This is a genomic window from Streptomyces sp. NBC_00443 (assembly GCF_036014175.1).
In the GTDB taxonomy this organism is placed as follows: Bacteria; Actinomycetota; Actinomycetes; order Streptomycetales; family Streptomycetaceae; genus Streptomyces.
In genome coordinates this window covers 8,300,233-8,316,061 of sequence record NZ_CP107917.1, presented here as the reverse complement: position 1 = coordinate 8,316,061, position 15,829 = coordinate 8,300,233, and the positions used below count along the sequence as shown (strand labels likewise).

The following is a 15,829-nucleotide window of genomic DNA, read 5'->3' as shown; positions in this document are numbered from 1 at the left end:
CCGTGAGTGCGCTCTTCGAGACCTACACCCTGCGCGATGTGACGATCCCGAACCGGGTGTGGATGCCCCCGATGTGCCAGTACTCGGCCGCGCCGGAGGGCCCCGACGCGGGCGTCCCCAACGACTGGCACTTCGCGCACTACGCGGCCCGCGCGGCCGGCGGCACGGGGCTGATCATCGTCGAGGCCACGGGAATCAGCCCCGAGGGCCGGATCTCCCCCTACGACCTGGGGATCTGGAACGACACCCAGGTCGAGGCGTTCCGCCGGATCACGAGCTTCCTCGTGTCGCAGGGCACGGTTCCTGCGATCCAGCTGGCACACGCCGGCCGCAAGGCCTCGACCGACCAGCCCTGGAAGGGCGGTGCGCCGGTGGGGCCGGACGCCCACGGGTGGCAGCCGGTGGCGCCGAGTGAAGTCCCGTTCGCCGACGGGCACCCGGTGCCGACCGAGCTGACGGTCACCGAGATCCAGGAGATCGTGGGGCAGTTCGCGGACGCCGCGCGCCGCGCCCTCGCCGCGGGCTTCGAGATCGCCGAGGTCCACGGCGCCCACGGCTATCTGATCAACGAGTTCCTCTCCCCGTACTCCAACCACCGCACCGACGAGTACGGCGGCTCGTACGAGAACCGCACGCGTTTCGCGCTCCAGGTCGTGGACGCCGTGCGGGAGATGTGGCCGGACGACAAGCCGCTGTTCTTCCGCATCTCGGCGACCGACTGGCTGGAGGAGGACGGCTGGACCGCGGACGACACGGTCCGCTTCGCCGCCGACCTCAAGGCGCACGGCATCGACCTGCTGGACGTCTCGACCGGCGGCAACGCCTCCCGCGCCCGGATCCCCGTCGGCCCGGGCTACCAGGTGCCGTTCGCCGCGCGGGTGAAGGCGGAGACCACGCTGCCGGTCGCCGCGGTGGGGCTGATCACGGACGTCGAGCAGGCCGAGAAGATCATCGCGAACGGCGAGGCGGACGCCGTCCTGCTCGGCCGTGAGCTGCTGCGCAGCCCGTCGTGGGCGCGGCACGCGGCTCGGGAACTCGGCGGGGACGTGCATGTGCCCGACCAGTACCACCGGTCCGTCTGATCACGCCGCGGACGCTGCCGGTGCCGCATCGCCGGAGGTTGTCGGCAGGTAACGGGCCAGCATCCGCTCCAGGTGCGGCAGGGTGCGCTGGCCGAACAGCGCGAGCGCGATCGACGCGCCGACGCCCGCCCAGGCGACCGGGCCGAGCGGCGTGCAGCCGAAGAGCTGGCTGAGGCCGGGGATCTCGACCAGGACAACGAGGGCCGCCGCGGAGCCGAGGGCGGTGAAGCGGACCAGCGGGCTGCCCCGGCGGTCGGCCAACGTCTGGGCGAGCTGTGTGCCGACCACCGCGCACAGGGCCATCGTGGTGGAGCGGCGTGCGGTGCCCGGGGTGAAGCGGCCGATCAGCCAGGCGGACGTGGCGCCCAGGGTGGTGGTCAGGGCGCGGTGGCGGATCTTGCGGATCAGGGGTTCGCCGAGGAGTGAGGTGCCCAGGGGTTCGGTGCCTGCGGGTGCCGCTTCGGAACCCGCACCCTGCTTCCCCGCCTCGGAGCCCGCGTCCGCATCCTCCGTCGCGGATTCCGTGTCGGCTCCCTCCGCCTCCTTCGGCGTCACGGCGACCGCCATGGCCGGGAACAGGTCCGTGAACAGGTTCACCAGCAGCATCTGGCGGGTGGACAGGGGCGCGGCGCCCGAAAGCAGCGTGCCGAGGAGGCCGAAGCCCACCTCGCCCGCGTTGCCGCCGATCAGGATGGCGATGGCGTCGGCGACGCTGTGCCACAGGGCCCGGCCTTCTGCGACCGCCTGGATCAGGACCGTCAGGTCGCCGTTGGTGAGGACGAGGTCGGCGGCGTTGCGGGCGGCCGCCGAGCCGCGGGCGTCGATGCCGACGCCGATGTCGGCGGCGCGGATGGCCGCGGCGTCGTTGGCTCCGTCGCCGACCATGCCGACCACCCGCCCGGCGTCCCGCAGCGCCTCGACCACCTGGAGTTTCTGCTCGGGAGCGACACGGGCCACGACGCCCATGTCGCGCAGCATCCGGGCGCGTTCCTCCCGGTCCGCGGACGCCAGCTCGTCGCCCGTGACCACGCCGGTGTCCTCGGGCCAGCCCAGTTCGGCGGCGATGGCCCGCGCGGTCTGCGGATGGTCCCCGGTCAGCATGACGGGTCGTACGCCGGCCGCGCGCAGGCCCTCGACCAGCGCTGTGGAGGTGGCCCGCGGTACGTCGGCGAGCGCGAGCAGACCGGTGAACTCCAGCCCGTCCAGGGGCTGTTCCAGGACGTCGGCGGCCTTCTCCGCCGAGTCGAGCGGGCGCCGGGCCACCGCCAGGACCCGCAGTCCGTCGCCGGCCAGATCGTGCGCCGCGTCCGATGCCGAGGAGGGCAGGTCGGCGCAGGCGGGCAGCACCGTCTCGGGGGCGCCCTTGACGACGAGTACCGCGGTGCCGTCCTCGGTCCGGCCGACGGCGGCGGCGTAGCCACGGTCGGCCGCGAAGGGCAGTCCCTCGGTCTGGGACCAGTCAGGGTCGGGGCCGGCCGCGTCCAGGACGGCCTCGTCGGTGGCGTGCACCGGCCGGTCCGTGCCGCCGTTCAGCTGGGGGCAGGCGCGGGCCGCGGTCCGCAGCGTGGGGTCGTGCTCGTCCGGCGTGTGGACCTTGCCGTCGGCGTCCGTCACGCGGACCAGGCGGAGCTTGTTCTCGGTGAGTGTGCCGGTCTTGTCGAAGCAGATGGTGTCCATCCGGCCGAGCGCCTCAAGGGTGCGCGGGGCGCGGACGAGGACTCCGCGGTGGCTGAGCCGACGGGCGGCGGCCAGCTGGGCGACGGTCGCCACCAGCGGCAGCCCTTCGGGGACCGCGGCCACGGCCACCGCCACGCCGCCGCTGACGGCCCGGTGGATCGGCGTGCCGCGCAGCAGCGACAGCGCGGTCACCCCGGCACCGCCGGCGAGGGTCCACGGCAGGGCCTTGTCGGTGAGTTCCCGCAGCCTGGCCTGCACTCCGGCGGACGGTGGGGTGCGGGCGGCGAGGGCCACGGCCCGGGCGGCCTCCGTCCGGTCCCCGGTGTCCACCACGATGGCCCGGGCGTTTCCGGCCACCACGGTGGTGCCCTCGAACACCATGGAGCTGCGGTCCGGCACGGCGGCGTCCGGCGTCGGCTCGATCCCCTTGTCGGCCGCCAGGGACTCCCCTGTCAGCGCGGACTCGTCCACCTCCAGACCGTCCTCCCACACCAGCCGGGCATCGGCGGGCACCACGTCGTCCGCCCGGAGTTCGATCAGGTCGCCGGGGCTCAGCCTGGCGGCGTCCACGACGTGCGGCTGGGACTCCGGTTCCTCGGTGGTGACGCGCGCCTTCTGCTTCTGCTTCGCCAGCAGTCCGGACAAGGCCCGCTCGGCCCGCATCCGCTGGACGCCGCCGACCAGGGCGTTCAGGTCGAGCGCGCCGACGACCAGCAGGGCGTCCACCACGGAGCCGAGAATCGCCTCGGCGGCCGAGCCGACGGCCAGCACCGGGGTGAGGGGGTCGTCGAGCTCGCCGCGCACGGCCCGGGCGAGCTGGACCGGCCCGCTCAGCGGTGCGAACAGGGGATGCCGGCCCATCCTGCGGATCACCTTGCGCGCGCCGCCGGTGACCTGCTCGGGGCCGGTCGGCTCCGGGCCCTTCTCGTGCTCCAGCCGTTCGCGGACCTCGGTGTGCTCCAGCTCGTGCCAGGCCACGCGCGGCCGGGGATGCGGTGCGCGGGCCGCCGCCACTCCGAGGGCCGCACGGCCGCCGGTCAGCAGGGCCCATGCCGCGCTCAGGTCGACCGGCGTGTGCCGCAGCCCGGGCCACGGCGTCGGGCGCCCGCGCGAGGACTTGCCGATCGCCACCAGGAGCCCGGACAGGGCGGCACCGGACCGGGCCAGCACCTGCGACCTGCGACCGACGCCGCGCGCGGCCGGGACCGCCCGCAACAGCCGCCACACGTCGGCAAGACCGTGCAGGGCCAGCACGTCGGCGCCCCAGACGACGGCTCCGTCCTGGTCGGTGAGGGCGACGGCCACATCGCCGGCGAGCAGCCCGGCGAGGATGTCCTCGTCGTCCTGCGCCGGACGCGCGACCGTGACGACGACGCTGTCCTTGTCGGCGCGCAACGCGTTGACCACGTCGCTCAGCGACCGCTCGTCGCGCACCACCTGGTCGGCGAGGTTCGTGAAGTCGGCCAGGGCAGGGTCGTCCACCATCACGACCCGCAGGCCCGCGCGCCGTGCCGCGTCCAGCACGGTCTCCGCCCACGGGTCCGCGTCGGCGCCCGGAGTCCGCAGCGCGCTCGGATGCAGGACGACCGTGTCGGCCATCTCCAGCTGCCGCAGCCGCTCCGGGTCCCGCACCAGGACGCCGGCGCGGGACAGCGCGGAACTCAGTACGGCGTGGAAGGCGGCGGGCCCGTAGCGGGCGGCCTTGGGTGAGCCGGCGAGCACCGCCTCCGCCGCCTCGGTGCCGTCGTGTTTGACCAGCAGCATCGCCGCCGCACCCACCAGGCTGCCGGTCTCGGCGTGCGCGGCGTACTCCTGCGCCGGGGAGGTGCGCAGCGGCGGACGCGGGAAGGCTGCCCCGGCCACGCTGGACCGGTCCGGTGCGGATACCTCGTCGTGGACCTTGTCGAACGCCGCCACGCGAGCCACTGTCTCCGCCAACTGGAGCGAGCGCAGCGTGCCGTCGAGCACGAGAGCGGTCGGGGTCCGGCCGGCCCCGTGGACGGCGGCGTTAGCCATGGCCAGCACCATGTCCATGCGGGAGCGGCCGATCCTGGCCCGCAGCCAGCCCCGGAAGCGCGGGTTCTCCCGCAGCAGCGTCACCAGCGCGGTCACCGACCGGGGCGAGGCCGGCAGGCGCAGGGCGTGGCCGGCGAACGCCGCCGCGATGCCCACCCCGTCGGCGGCGAGCGTCGTGGCGGCGGCCCGTACCCCGGCGGGGTCGGCGGGGTGGGCGATCTCGTCCACCGAATTGTCGGTCCGGGCCAGCCCGTGCCGGGCCGCGATCTCGACCGCCTTGTCCACCACCTGGTCGCCGGCCGACTCCTCGACGGCCGTCACCACGAGCCGGCTCAGCCCGCCGTCCCAGTAGGCGAGCAACACGTCCGGCCGCTCCATCAGCGTCGCGGCGACGTTGCGGGCGGCGTGCTCCAGCCCGCCCTCCAGCCGTACCCGCTCCGACGACTCGGGCCGCAGGGCGAGATGAGTACGGGCGCCGGACCGCCAGGGCTGCGGGCGAAGGGGCAGCGAGTTGCGGGCGACGCGCACCACACGCACAGCGCTGTCGGCACCCCGCACACCGGCCCGGGCCGTTCCGGCGACCGCCCCCGCGGCGAGTCCCACCGCGGGGGCCGCTCCTCGGGCGAGCAGCCGGGGCCCGGCCGCGACCATCTCGGCCGCGGCGGCTGTCGGACGTGTGAGCAGTCCCAGAACCATCGCTCGCCCTCGCAGCTCGTTCGACGTCGGCTTGCGTGCGGCCGGGTTCCCGGAAAACGGCATGTCATCCGCGCCCGGGCGGCGCGAGGGATCTCGCGGGTCCTGCCTCCTCACCGAGGGCCATCACCCTGAGGTGCAGCCCGTCCCGTTGAGCGTGAAGGTGCCCGGCGCCGCGCTGTTCCCGGTGTGGTCCGCCTGGTAGCCGATGCTGACGCTCGCCCCGGGCGCGAGCGCCGCGTTGTACGAGGCGCTGCTCGCCGTCACCGCGCCGGAGGCCGGGGCGTAGGTGGCTCCCCAGCCGTTGGTGATCGACTGGCCGGCAGGCAGTGTGAAGCCGAGCCGCCAGCCGTTGACCGCCGTCGTGCTCGTGTTGGTGATCGTCACGGAGGCGGTCAGGCCCGTGTTCCAGGCGTTGGTGGTCGCGGTGACCTTGCAGGCGCCGGGCTGCGGCTGGGGCGCCGGGCCGCCGCTGTCGAGGCCGAAGAAGGTGAGCACCCGGGCCGCCATGCCGTAGCCGTACAGGTTGTGGCCGACGCCCTGGAGGCTGATCGCCTCGACGGGGGCCCGGTCACCGGTGCCGCCGTAGCGGGTGCGGGTCCAGCCGGACTGGGGTGTGCCCGTGGCGGCCGGGGTCTGGCCGGCGCCCTGGACGGTCGTCCACTGCTTGATCATCTCCCCGAGGTTGGGGTGGCGCAGGACGTCGTCCTCGGTGCCGTGCCACAGCTGCATGCGCGGGCGGGGTCCGGTGTAGCCGGGGTAGGCGCCGCGCACCAGGTCGCCCCAGTGCTGCGGGGTGTGCGTGACGGTGCCGTTCGCGCAGGCGCTGTTCCACTCGGAGCCGTCGGTGGTGGCGAAGCAGCCGAAGGGGACGCCCGAGAAGGCCGCGCCCGCGGCGAACACGTCGGGGTAGTCGCCGAGCAGGACGTTCGTCATCATCGCGCCGGAGGAGATGCCGGTGGCGAAGACGCGGTCGGTGTCGGCGTCGTAGGTGCGGGTCACCCAGTCGACCATGGACCTGATGCCGACCGGGTCGCTGCCGCCGTCGCGCCGCAGCGCCTGCGGCGAGGACACGTCGAAGCACTTGCTGCTGCGGGTGACGGACGGGTAGACCACGACGAAGCCGTACTGGTCGGCGAGCGTGTCGTACTCGGTGCCGTTGTACATGTCCGGCCCGGAGCCGGTGCACCAGTGCACGGCCACCAGGACCGCCGGATGGGCTGTGACGCCGTCCGGCACGTACACGTACATCCGCAGGTTGCTGGGGTTGGTGCCGAAGTCGGTGACCTCGGTCAGCGTCGCGCTCGGCACGGCGTCGGCGGCGTCGGGGCGGGCGGCGGCCGTGGGGGCGGCGAGCAGCAGGGCCGCCAACAGCGGCAGGAGGGCGGCTAGCAGCGTCCGGGGCCTTCTTGTCGCGGTCGTGCGGATGGGGGTGGGCACGTCCTTGTCCCTTCTGGTCGCGGGAGGGGCCTCACGGAGGGGCATCGTGGCATGGACACGTTCAGCATGGAAGCGCTCCCACACCGCGTCTCATGAGAGCCCTTACCCCCACCAGGTCAGACGAGTTCTTCCGCGCAAAGCGTTGACTAGAAAGCGCTTGCCCCCTACGTTCCGTTCAGCAGTGTGACCGACTCGCTGCACCACACCCCCACACGGCCACACCGCCCGCGCACCACGTTCTGCATGACGTTCACAGTTCACGTACATGATCGTGTCGCTCCTCCCGAAGGGACGCACCGCATGCGAACTCTCCCCCCACGTGCACGCCCGCAAAGAGCCGCACTGGCGACGGCCGCCGCAGCCGTCCTCGCCGCCGCGGCCGTCATCGTCCTGCCGCAGTCGGCCGGGGCGGGCGAGACCTCGCCGGTCGGGTTCGGCGCCGGGACGACCGGCGGCGGCAACGCCTCGGCCGTCACCGTCTCGACGCTGGACGCCTTCAAGGCGGCGGTCACCGGCAACTCGGCCAAGGTCGTCCGGGTCAACGGCCTCATCTCGCTGAGCGGCCAGGTGGACGTCGGCTCCAACACCACGGTGCTGGGCGTCGGTTCGTCGTCCGGATTCACGGGCGGCGGACTGCGCCTGAAGGAGGTCACCAACGTCGTCATCCGGAACCTGAACATCAGCAAGCCGGTGGCGCCGGCCGACGGTGTCACCGTCCAGGAGTCGACGAAGGTGTGGATCGACCACAACTCCTTCTCGGCCGACCGTGAGCACGACAAGGACCACTACGACGGCCTGCTGGACGTCAATCACGGCTCGGACAACGTCACGGTGTCCTGGAACACCTTCAAGGACCACTTCAAGGGCTCGCTCGTCGGTCACAGCGACAACAACGCGAGCGAGGACACCGGGCACCTGAAAGTGACGTACCACCACAACCAGTTCAGCAACGTCTACTCGCGCATCCCCAGCCTGCGCTTCGGCACCGGGCACTTCTACAACAACTACGTGACCGGCGCGGACACCGCCTGTCACTCGCGCATGGGCGCCCAACTGCTCGTGGAGAACAACGTCTTCCGCGACACCAAGATCGCCGTCACCACGAACCGCAGCAGCGACATCGACGGCTACGCCAATCTGCGCGGCAACGATCTCGGCGGGGCCGCGACCGAGATCTCCCGGGTCGGCACCTTCACCACGCCGCCCTACGGCTACACCGCGGAGTCCGCGTCCACCGTCGTCACCTCGGTGACGTCCGGCGCGGGCGCCGGGAAGCTCTGACCACCCCCACCAGGAAGAAGACCCGGCACCTCCCATCCGACACCCCCACAACTGGAAGAAGGCATACGGGACATGACTTCACCAGCAAAGCCCCGCACCCGTCGGCGCGCACTGACCGGCGGCCTGACCGCCCTCGGCCTCTCATCTGTCATGATCACAACAGTCGGTGCGCCACCGGCGAGCGCCGCCACCTGGCCGACGCCCAGCAGCAGCCAGCCGGTGAGCTCCACCATCTCCGTGTCCGGCGTCCGCGACGGCGGCATGGTCCGCTACTACGGCAGTGGCGACCTGGCCGGCGACGGTCAGGAGGAGGGCCAGGACCCGATCTTCAAGCTCGCGGCCGGCGCGACGCTGAAGAACGTCATCATCGGGGCGCCCGGCGCCGACGGCATCCACTGCGAGGGCAACTGCACCCTGCAGAACGTGTGGTGGGAGGACGTCGGCGAGGACGCGGCCACCTTCCGGGGCGGCTCCACCTACACGGTGACCGGCGGTGGCGCCAAGAAGGCCGCCGACAAGGTCTTCCAGCACAACGGACCCGGCACGCTGAACATCTCCAACTTCGCCGTCAGCGACTTCAAGACGCTGTACCGCTCGTGCGGCGACTGCTCCACGCAGCACACGCGCAAGGTCAACCTCAGCAACATCGAGGTGACCGGCACGGGGTCCACCGCGCGTCTGGTCGGCATCAACGTCAACCGGGGCGACGTGGCGACGCTGCGCGGCATCACGATCCTCAACGACGCCGGCCGCAAGGTCATCCCGTGCCAGAAGTACAACAACAACACGGCCGTGGGTACCGGGCCGGACAGCACGAACTGCCTGTACTCCAGCTCGGACATCACCTACCGGTAGCACCCGCCCGCAGGTAGTCCCCCCACGGTGAAAGCGGCCGTCCGAAGCGTCCCCGCACGGCGCTTCGGGCGGCCGCCGTGTCGTGCGCGGTCAGCTGCGGGCACGCGCGCGTGCGCTGTCGGAGGCGTCGTGCCCGTCACGCGCGCGTGCGCTGCTTGGAGCGGTCGTTCCCGTCACGCGCGCGTGCGTCCTCGGCGAGTTCCCGTCGGTAGTCCGCGTACGCGGCGCGCAGCCGGTCGCCCGGCCAGTCGGCGGGCAGGAGTTCATGGGGCAGTACCGGGTCGGCGAGCAGGTGCCGGACGACGGCCGCGAAGGCGGTGAAACGGTCGGACGGCCGTCGCGCGTGGGCGACCTCCGTGAGCAGGGCTCGTCCGGTGCCGGCCCAGGCACACAGCGGCCACAGGCTCGCGGCGAGCTCGGGTGCCGGGCCGTCGGGGCGGGACATGTAGCGCTGGGCCACCTGGGCGAGGTCGCCCGGCAGGGGCCGGAGCAGGTTGGCCGGGCGCAGCCAGACGCCCTCGCGGAGCTCGGCGAGCCGGAGCCGGGTCAGCTCGGTGCGCAGTTCCGCGCGTTCGGCGGGGCCACGGCCCGTGGCGGTGACGACGACCATCTCCCAGTCGCCGTCCCAGGGCAGGGTCTCGGGGTGGACGGCGTCGTCCTGCCGCCGCTGGCGGTCCAGCAGCCGGTCGCTGAGCCGGTAGACCGTGTCGGTGCGCCGCAGGTCGCCGGCCGCGACCATCCGGCTGAGCGCGGCCCGCAGGGTGGACCCCGCGATCCCGAACGGCTCCACGCTGCGCACCAGCTCCTTCACCGGCAGCTCGGGCGGATGCAGACCCAGCAGCAGGCTCAGGACGACCGACCGGGCGGACAGCGGGCGCAGGTCCACCTCGTCGGGCGGCGTTGACGGGTTGTTCGGCATGGCCAGGTACCTTACGTGCCGGCTCGGCGTATTACAGGATTGCTGCAACCGCAGCCATGGTGCAACACTGACGGCATGGTCTCGATACTCGCGCAGGAGCAGTCCGGAGTCGCGCCGGAGCAGTCCGGGCAGTACGGCACCCACGACGTCACCAACCAGCCCCCTCCCCTGGCGCCGTACGACGCCTCCGAGGACATGGCCCTGATCGAGGGGCTGCGCCGCGAGGGGGCCGCGTGGGCCGAGGCGGACATCCGGCGGCTGGGCCTGCGGGCCGGGAGCGCCGAGGCGCAGGAGTGGGGTGAGCAGGCCAACCGTCACGAGCCCGAGCTGCGTACGCACGACCGGTACGGGCATCGCGTCGACGAGGTCGAGTTCCATCCGAGCTGGCACCACCTGATGCGGGTCGCGGTCGGCGAGGGGCTGGCGGCGGCGCCCTGGGCGGACGAGCGGCCCGGAGCGCACGTCGCGCGGACCGCGGGCGGACTGGTGTGGGGGCACGCGGAGGCGGGACACGGCTGCCCGACGTCGATGACGTACGCCGCCGTCCCCGTGCTGCGCCGGCAGCCCGAGCTCGCGAAGGTCTACGAACCTCTGCTGACCAGCCGGGAGTACGACCCGGAGCTGCGCGTGCCCACCGAGAAGCCGGGGCTGCTCGCGGGCATGGGGATGACCGAGAAGCAGGGCGGCTCCGACGTCCGTACGAACACCACCACGGCGTCGCCGACGGCCGAGCCCGGGGTGTACACGCTGCGCGGGCACAAGTGGTTCACCTCGGCGCCCATGTGCGACGTCTTCCTGGTCCTGGCGCAAGCGCCCGGCGGGCTGTCCTGCTTCCTCGTGCCGCGTGTCCTGCCCGACGGCAGCCGCAACACGTTCCGCATCCAGCGTCTGAAGGACAAGCTGGGCAACCGTTCCAACGCCTCCTCCGAGCCCGAGTTCGACGGCACCGTCGCCTGGCTGGTGGGGCCCGAGGGACGGGGCGTCAAGACGATCATCGAGATGGTCAACTGCACCCGGCTGGACTGCGTGATGTCCTCGGCGGTGCTGATGCGCAAGACGCTCGTCGAGGCGGGGCACCATGTGCGCCACCGCAGCGCGTTCGGGGCGCGGCTGCTCGACCAGCCGCTGATGCGCAACGTCCTGGCCGACCTGGCGCTGGAGTCCGAGGCCGCCACGACGCTCACGCTACGGCTGGCCGGCGCGGCCGACCGGGTGGTGCGCGGGGATGACGCGGACGGGACCGAGGCGGCCTTCCGCCGGATCGCCACGGCCGTCGGCAAGTACTGGGTCACCAAGCGGGGTCCGGCCTTCACCGCGGAGGCCCTCGAGTGCCTCGGCGGCAACGGCTACGTCGAGGAGTCGGGCATGCCCCGCCACTACCGCGAGGCTCCGCTCCTGTCGATCTGGGAGGGCTCGGGGAACGTCAACGCCCTCGACGTCCTGCGGGCCTTGAGCCGGGAGCCGGGGACTGCCGAGGCGCTCTTCGCCGAACTTGCCCTGGCGCAGGGGGCGGACGCGCGTCTGGACGCGTCGGTGACCCGTCTGAAGTCCCTGCTCGCCACGGGCTCCGAGGCCTCGGCCCGCCGCCTGGTCGAGCTGATGGCCCTCACCCTCCAGGCCTCCCTCCTGATCCGCCACGCCCCCACACCCATCGCCGACGCCTTCTGCGCGACCCGACTGGGCGGCGACTGGGGCCACGCCTTCGGCACGCTGCCGGACGCGGCGGACGTGGACGGGATTCTGGGGCGGGCGTTGCCCTGTGCTGTGGGATGAGGGCCGAGGACTGAGCGCCGAGGTGCGGCCCGGGGCGGGCGCCGTAGTGGCTGAAGAAGCGCGAGACTGACTGCTTGACGGGCGCCCCAGGGGGGGGCGGGAAAAGGGGGGCCGGACCGGCCGGGGGCCGCCCTCGGGATATGGGCCAGGTCGCCGCGCCGTGCCGTCGGTCAGTGCCGTGCGGGGCACCGCCTCGAGCGCGGCTGGGACCGCGCTACTTCATGGACGCGGTGAGTGGGGTCGCTGCGGGGCCGCCTCCCGTGCCCGCCGAGGCAACCACGACCTGTCGTGAGGCAACCACGACCTGTCGTTGGGCTGAGCTCCCGTACGGCCGTCACCCCGTCGTCCGGCCGCCCCACAGCGGCCCGAAGCGTGCCCACTCGTAGCCCCAGTGGTCGATGCGCCGGCTCTCCAGGCGGCTGCGGAGGGCCCGGCCGGCGACGAAGGGGACGGACGCGGCGCAGAAGCCTGCGAGGCCGCCGACCAGGGTGGCTCGGGTGCGGGCCTCGGAGGGGGTGGCCGGACGGGTCACCAGGCGGCCCTGCGGGTCCGTCCAGACGGTGACCGGCGTGCCGACGCCGCTGCCGGGACGGACGCGGGCCTGGCCGGTGTGCGGGGAACCGTCCCGCACGCTCCAGCGGACCTCCGCCCACACGTACTCGCTGCTCGACGTGCCGGAGCGCGCGTCGAACGTGCCCGGTGCCCGCTCGGTGAGCAGGGCCACGGCGGGCCTCCACTCGACGCGCTCCCGGGTCATCCCCTGCTCCACCGTGCGGGCCGTCGCCAGGCCGGCGAGCACTCCGCACAGGACAGTCAGTACCCAGGCGGCGACGAGTACCCAGCCCTCCACCGCGTCGGCCCGGCGCTTGAGCGGATTGCGCCGCCAGCGCCACAGCCACACCTTCGGACCACGGAACGCCATCGAAGGCTTCCTCCTCATGAGCGCACGAACGTGCCTGCCGGACCGGCCGCCATCCCATACGGGAGACGGGAGGCGGATGCTCACTGCACGTACCGGGATCGACCGTGGCACGGGTCACGCGGCCCTCGCGGGCGTCTTCACGAAAGTGCCCGCAGCTCCTGGCGGAGGGCTATCATCGCCGCGCTGACCTGCGACGTAAGCGTTTCCAGAGGTGACTGTCAGTGCCGGGGTGCAGACTGGCCGGTACCTGAGACAAAGACGTCGCGGAGGTGGTCGGCATGACCGAGGTAATGCTCGCCGTGGGCACGCGCAAGGGCCTGTTCATCGGGCGGAGGCGAGGTGGCACCTGGGAGTTCGACGAGAGTCCGTACTTCAACGCCCAGGCCGTTTACTCGGTCGCCATCGACACCCGCGGCGAGCGTCCGCGACTTCTGGCGGGCGGCGACAGCGCCCACTGGGGCCCGTCGGTCTTCCACTCCGACGACCTGGGCCGCACCTGGACCGAACCGGCCCAGCCGGCCGTCAAGTTCCCCAAGGACACGGACGCTTCGCTGGAGCGCGTGTGGCAGTTGCACCCGGCGGCCGCGGAGCCCGACGTGGTGTACGCGGGCACGGAACCGGCGGCGCTGTACCGCTCGGAGGACCGCGGTGAGACCTTCGAACTGGTCCGCCCGCTGTGGGAGCACCCGACCCGGTCGAAGTGGGTCCCGGGCGGCGGCGGTGAGGGCCTGCACACGGTGCTCACCGACAAGCGCGACCCGCAGGCCGTGACGGTCGCCGTCTCGACGGCGGGGGTGTTCAGGACCGCCGACGGCGGTGCGAGCTGGTCGCCGTCCAACTCCGGTGTCTCCGCGGTGTTCCTGCCGGATCCGAACCCTGAGTTCGGCCAGTGCGTCCACAAGATCGCGCAGGACGCGGCGACGCCGGACCGGCTGTATCTGCAGAACCACTGGGGCGTGTACCGCAGCGACGACGCGGGCGCGAACTGGACGGACATCGGTGAGGGCCTGCCCTCCACGTTCGGCTTCGCCGTGGCCGCGCACCCCCACCGCGGCGAGACGGCGTTCGTGTTCCCGATCAACGCCGACTCGGACCGCGTCCCGGCCGACCACCGCTGTCGCGTCTTCCGTACGGCGGACGCGGGCAAGACCTGGGAGCCGCTGTCGGCGGGGCTGCCGCAGGACGACCACTACGGCACGGTGCTGCGTGACGCGATGTGCACGGACGACGCGGACCCGGCGGGCGTGTACTTCGGCAATCGCAACGGCGAGGTGTTCGCCTCGGCCGACGACGGCGACAGCTGGCAGCAGTTGGCGTCGCATCTGCCGGACGTGCTGTGCGTCAGGGCCGCGGTGGTCCGATGAGCCGTCGGGGCCGCCGTCGGGGCTTAGGGGCCGGCCTTGGCCACTGGTTGATCACCCCCGCCCGTGCGGCAGTAGGGTGACGCCCGTGGCACCACGACCCTTGCATGAAATCGTCGAGGCGGGCTGGGTGAAGGCCCTGGAACCCGTTGCCGAACGGATCGCCGGGATGGGCGACTTCCTGCGCGCGGAGATCGCCGCGGGACGCACCTATCTACCGGCCGGGCCGAACGTCCTGAGGGCCTTCCAGCAGCCCTTCGACGACGTTCGGGTCCTGATCGTCGGACAGGACCCGTATCCGACCCCAGGACATGCAGTGGGACATTCATTCTCGGTGGCGCCCGATGTACGTCCGCTGCCGGGCAGCCTCATCAACATATACCGGGAGCTCAACACCGACCTGGGGCTGCCGCAGCCGTCGAACGGCGATCTGACGCCGTGGACCGAGCAGGGCGTGCTGCTGCTCAACAGGGCGCTCACCACGGCCCCGCGCAAACCGGCTGCCCATCGCGGCAAGGGCTGGGAGGAGGTCACCGAGCAGGCCATCCGCGCGCTCGCCGAACGTGGCAAGCCGCTGGTCTCCATCCTCTGGGGCAGAGACGCCCGCAACCTCCGTCCCCTTCTCGGCAGACTCCCGTCGGTGGAGTCCGCTCACCCCTCCCCCATGTCCGCCGACCGCGGCTTCTTCGGCTCCCGCCCGTTCAGCCGGGCCAACGACCTGCTGATCGGACAGGGAGGACAGCCGGTGGACTGGCGCCTGCCGTGACCGCCCACTGCGGATTCCTCGCCGTCGACTCGGGAGGGTCCGGCCTGCGAGTCGTCGTCGGCACCGTCGGCCGTGCGGCGACGGCCCGCCGGGAGTCCCGCGAGCCGGTTCGTACCGGAGATCGGGGCATCGACCCCGGGCACTTCATGGAGCAACTCGTGCCCATGGTGCGGGCGCTGGTGGCCGAGGCAGGTGTGGACCGGCTGGACGCGGCCGCCGTTGGGGCTGCCGGGATGGCCAGCCTGGGTGATGGGCTGCGGGCCGAACTGCCGGGCGCGCTGGGGCGGGAGTTCGGCATCGGGCGGATCGCGCTCGCCGCGGATGCCGTCACCGCCTATGTCGGCGCCCTCGGGCCGAGGCCCGGTGCCGTGGTCGCCGCCGGTACGGGACTCATCACGATCGGCACCGACCTGACCGACTGGCGCCGCGCGGACGGCTGGGGGCATCTGCTCGGCGACTGCGGCAGCGGCGCCTGGATCGGACGGGCCGGGCTGGAGGCGGCGCTGCGCGCGCACGACGGGCGGCCCGGCGGGTCGGCCGGACTGCTGGCCCGCGCCGAGGAATTGTTCGGCCCGGTGCGAGGGCTGCCCGGGAAGCTGTATCCACGGCCCGACCGCCCTGCCGTCCTGGCCTCCTTCGCTCCCGATGTGGCCGCCTGCGCCGACGGCGATGCGGTGGCCGCCGACATCCTGCGGGCCGCCGCACGGCACATGGCCGACTCCGCGGCCGCCGTCTGCCCCACGGCCGGGGAGCCCCAAGTAGCGCTCACCGGCGGCCTGTTCAAGATGGGTGACCCTCTCGTCGTACCCCTGGTAGAGGAGTTGGGGAAGCGCCTGCCGCACGCACGGAGGGTGCCGGCCGCAGGGGATCCGCTCGACGGGTCGGTGCGCATCGCGACCGATCTCGCGACGGACGCGCTCACTCTGCCGAGTGACGAGGCGATGCTCTGCGTGGTGAACGACAAGGGGGACTGATCCACCTATGCCGTCCGGTTCCACTCTGCACGTAACTCAATCAGACAAAAGCGGACGGATACCGCTCACC

The 15,829-nt window shown here is 72.8% G+C and carries 11 protein-coding genes; 7 read left to right on the top strand and 4 right to left on the bottom strand.

The window, feature by feature from the left end:
• Positions 1-2 precede the first annotated feature (2 nt).
• A complete protein-coding gene (locus tag OHO27_RS37845; RefSeq protein ID WP_328429440.1) occupies positions 3-1,082 on the top strand; it encodes an NADH:flavin oxidoreductase/NADH oxidase in 1,080 nt (359 codons plus the stop codon).
• Here OHO27_RS37845 and OHO27_RS37840 read toward each other — a convergent pair whose 3' ends face one another.
• Positions 1,083-5,471: a cation-translocating P-type ATPase gene (locus OHO27_RS37840; protein ID WP_328429439.1), complete on the bottom strand. Its 4,389-nt coding sequence runs from the start codon at positions 5,469-5,471 to the stop codon at positions 1,083-1,085.
• Positions 5,472-5,594: 123 nt separating this feature from the next.
• Positions 5,595-6,908: an extracellular catalytic domain type 1 short-chain-length polyhydroxyalkanoate depolymerase gene (locus OHO27_RS37835; protein WP_328429438.1), complete on the bottom strand. Its 1,314-nt coding sequence runs from the start codon at positions 6,906-6,908 to the stop codon at positions 5,595-5,597.
• Between the two features lie 300 nt (positions 6,909-7,208).
• Between OHO27_RS37835 and OHO27_RS37830 the strand changes: the two genes are divergently transcribed.
• Together OHO27_RS37830 and OHO27_RS37825 are read left to right on the top strand one after the other, a co-directional pair.
• Positions 7,209-8,189 (top strand): pectate lyase family protein, encoded by a 981-nt coding sequence (locus OHO27_RS37830; RefSeq protein WP_328429437.1) that lies wholly within the window; start codon positions 7,209-7,211, stop codon positions 8,187-8,189.
• Between the two features lie 72 nt (positions 8,190-8,261).
• Complete coding sequence (locus tag OHO27_RS37825) at positions 8,262-9,044, top strand: pectate lyase (protein WP_328429436.1); 783 nt, start codon at positions 8,262-8,264, stop codon at positions 9,042-9,044.
• A 136-nt stretch (positions 9,045-9,180) separates the two neighbouring features.
• Here the strand turns inward: OHO27_RS37825 and OHO27_RS37820 are convergent, their stop codons facing one another.
• Positions 9,181-9,963, bottom strand: coding sequence for a PaaX family transcriptional regulator C-terminal domain-containing protein (locus OHO27_RS37820; protein ID WP_328429435.1), 783 nt, complete (start codon positions 9,961-9,963; stop codon positions 9,181-9,183).
• A 75-nt stretch (positions 9,964-10,038) separates the two neighbouring features.
• Between OHO27_RS37820 and OHO27_RS37815 the strand changes: the two genes are divergently transcribed.
• Positions 10,039-11,736, top strand: a complete 1,698-nt coding sequence (locus tag OHO27_RS37815) for a DNA alkylation response protein (RefSeq protein WP_328429434.1) — start codon at positions 10,039-10,041, stop codon at positions 11,734-11,736.
• 334 nt (positions 11,737-12,070) lie between these two features.
• Here the strand turns inward: OHO27_RS37815 and OHO27_RS37810 are convergent, their stop codons facing one another.
• The gene (locus OHO27_RS37810; RefSeq protein ID WP_328429433.1) at positions 12,071-12,658 is read right to left on the bottom strand and encodes an Rv1733c family protein; all 588 of its coding nucleotides are present in this window, start codon (positions 12,656-12,658) and stop codon (positions 12,071-12,073) included.
• Positions 12,659-12,936: 278 nt separating this feature from the next.
• On the opposite strand from OHO27_RS37810, the gene OHO27_RS37805 reads away from it, so the two are divergent.
• From OHO27_RS37805 to OHO27_RS37795, 3 genes are all read left to right on the top strand, one after another.
• Complete coding sequence (locus tag OHO27_RS37805; protein ID WP_328429432.1) at positions 12,937-14,022, top strand: WD40/YVTN/BNR-like repeat-containing protein; 1,086 nt, start codon at positions 12,937-12,939, stop codon at positions 14,020-14,022.
• Positions 14,023-14,107: 85 nt separating this feature from the next.
• The gene (locus OHO27_RS37800) at positions 14,108-14,785 is read left to right on the top strand and encodes a uracil-DNA glycosylase (RefSeq protein WP_328429431.1); all 678 of its coding nucleotides are present in this window, start codon (positions 14,108-14,110) and stop codon (positions 14,783-14,785) included.
• A complete protein-coding gene (locus OHO27_RS37795; protein ID WP_328429430.1) occupies positions 14,782-15,759 on the top strand; it encodes an N-acetylglucosamine kinase in 978 nt (325 codons plus the stop codon). Before OHO27_RS37800 ends, OHO27_RS37795 begins: the two co-directional genes overlap by 4 nt.
• The last annotated feature ends 70 nt before the right edge of the window (positions 15,760-15,829 follow it).

Excerpts from the sequence above, each read along its gene's own strand:
- OHO27_RS37820 (WP_328429435.1), bottom strand. The coding sequence starts at position 9,963 with ATGCCGAACAACCCGTCAACGCCGCCCGACGAGGTGGACCTGCGCCCG.
- OHO27_RS37815 (WP_328429434.1), top strand. The coding sequence starts at position 10,039 with ATGGTCTCGATACTCGCGCAGGAGCAGTCCGGAGTCGCGCCGGAGCAG.
- OHO27_RS37805 (WP_328429432.1), top strand. The coding sequence starts at position 12,937 with ATGACCGAGGTAATGCTCGCCGTGGGCACGCGCAAGGGCCTGTTCATC.
- OHO27_RS37840 (WP_328429439.1), bottom strand. The coding sequence starts at position 5,471 with ATGGTTCTGGGACTGCTCACACGTCCGACAGCCGCCGCGGCCGAGATG.
- OHO27_RS37825 (WP_328429436.1), top strand. The coding sequence starts at position 8,262 with ATGACTTCACCAGCAAAGCCCCGCACCCGTCGGCGCGCACTGACCGGC.
- OHO27_RS37830 (WP_328429437.1), top strand. The coding sequence starts at position 7,209 with ATGCGAACTCTCCCCCCACGTGCACGCCCGCAAAGAGCCGCACTGGCG.
- OHO27_RS37810 (WP_328429433.1), bottom strand. The coding sequence starts at position 12,658 with ATGGCGTTCCGTGGTCCGAAGGTGTGGCTGTGGCGCTGGCGGCGCAAT.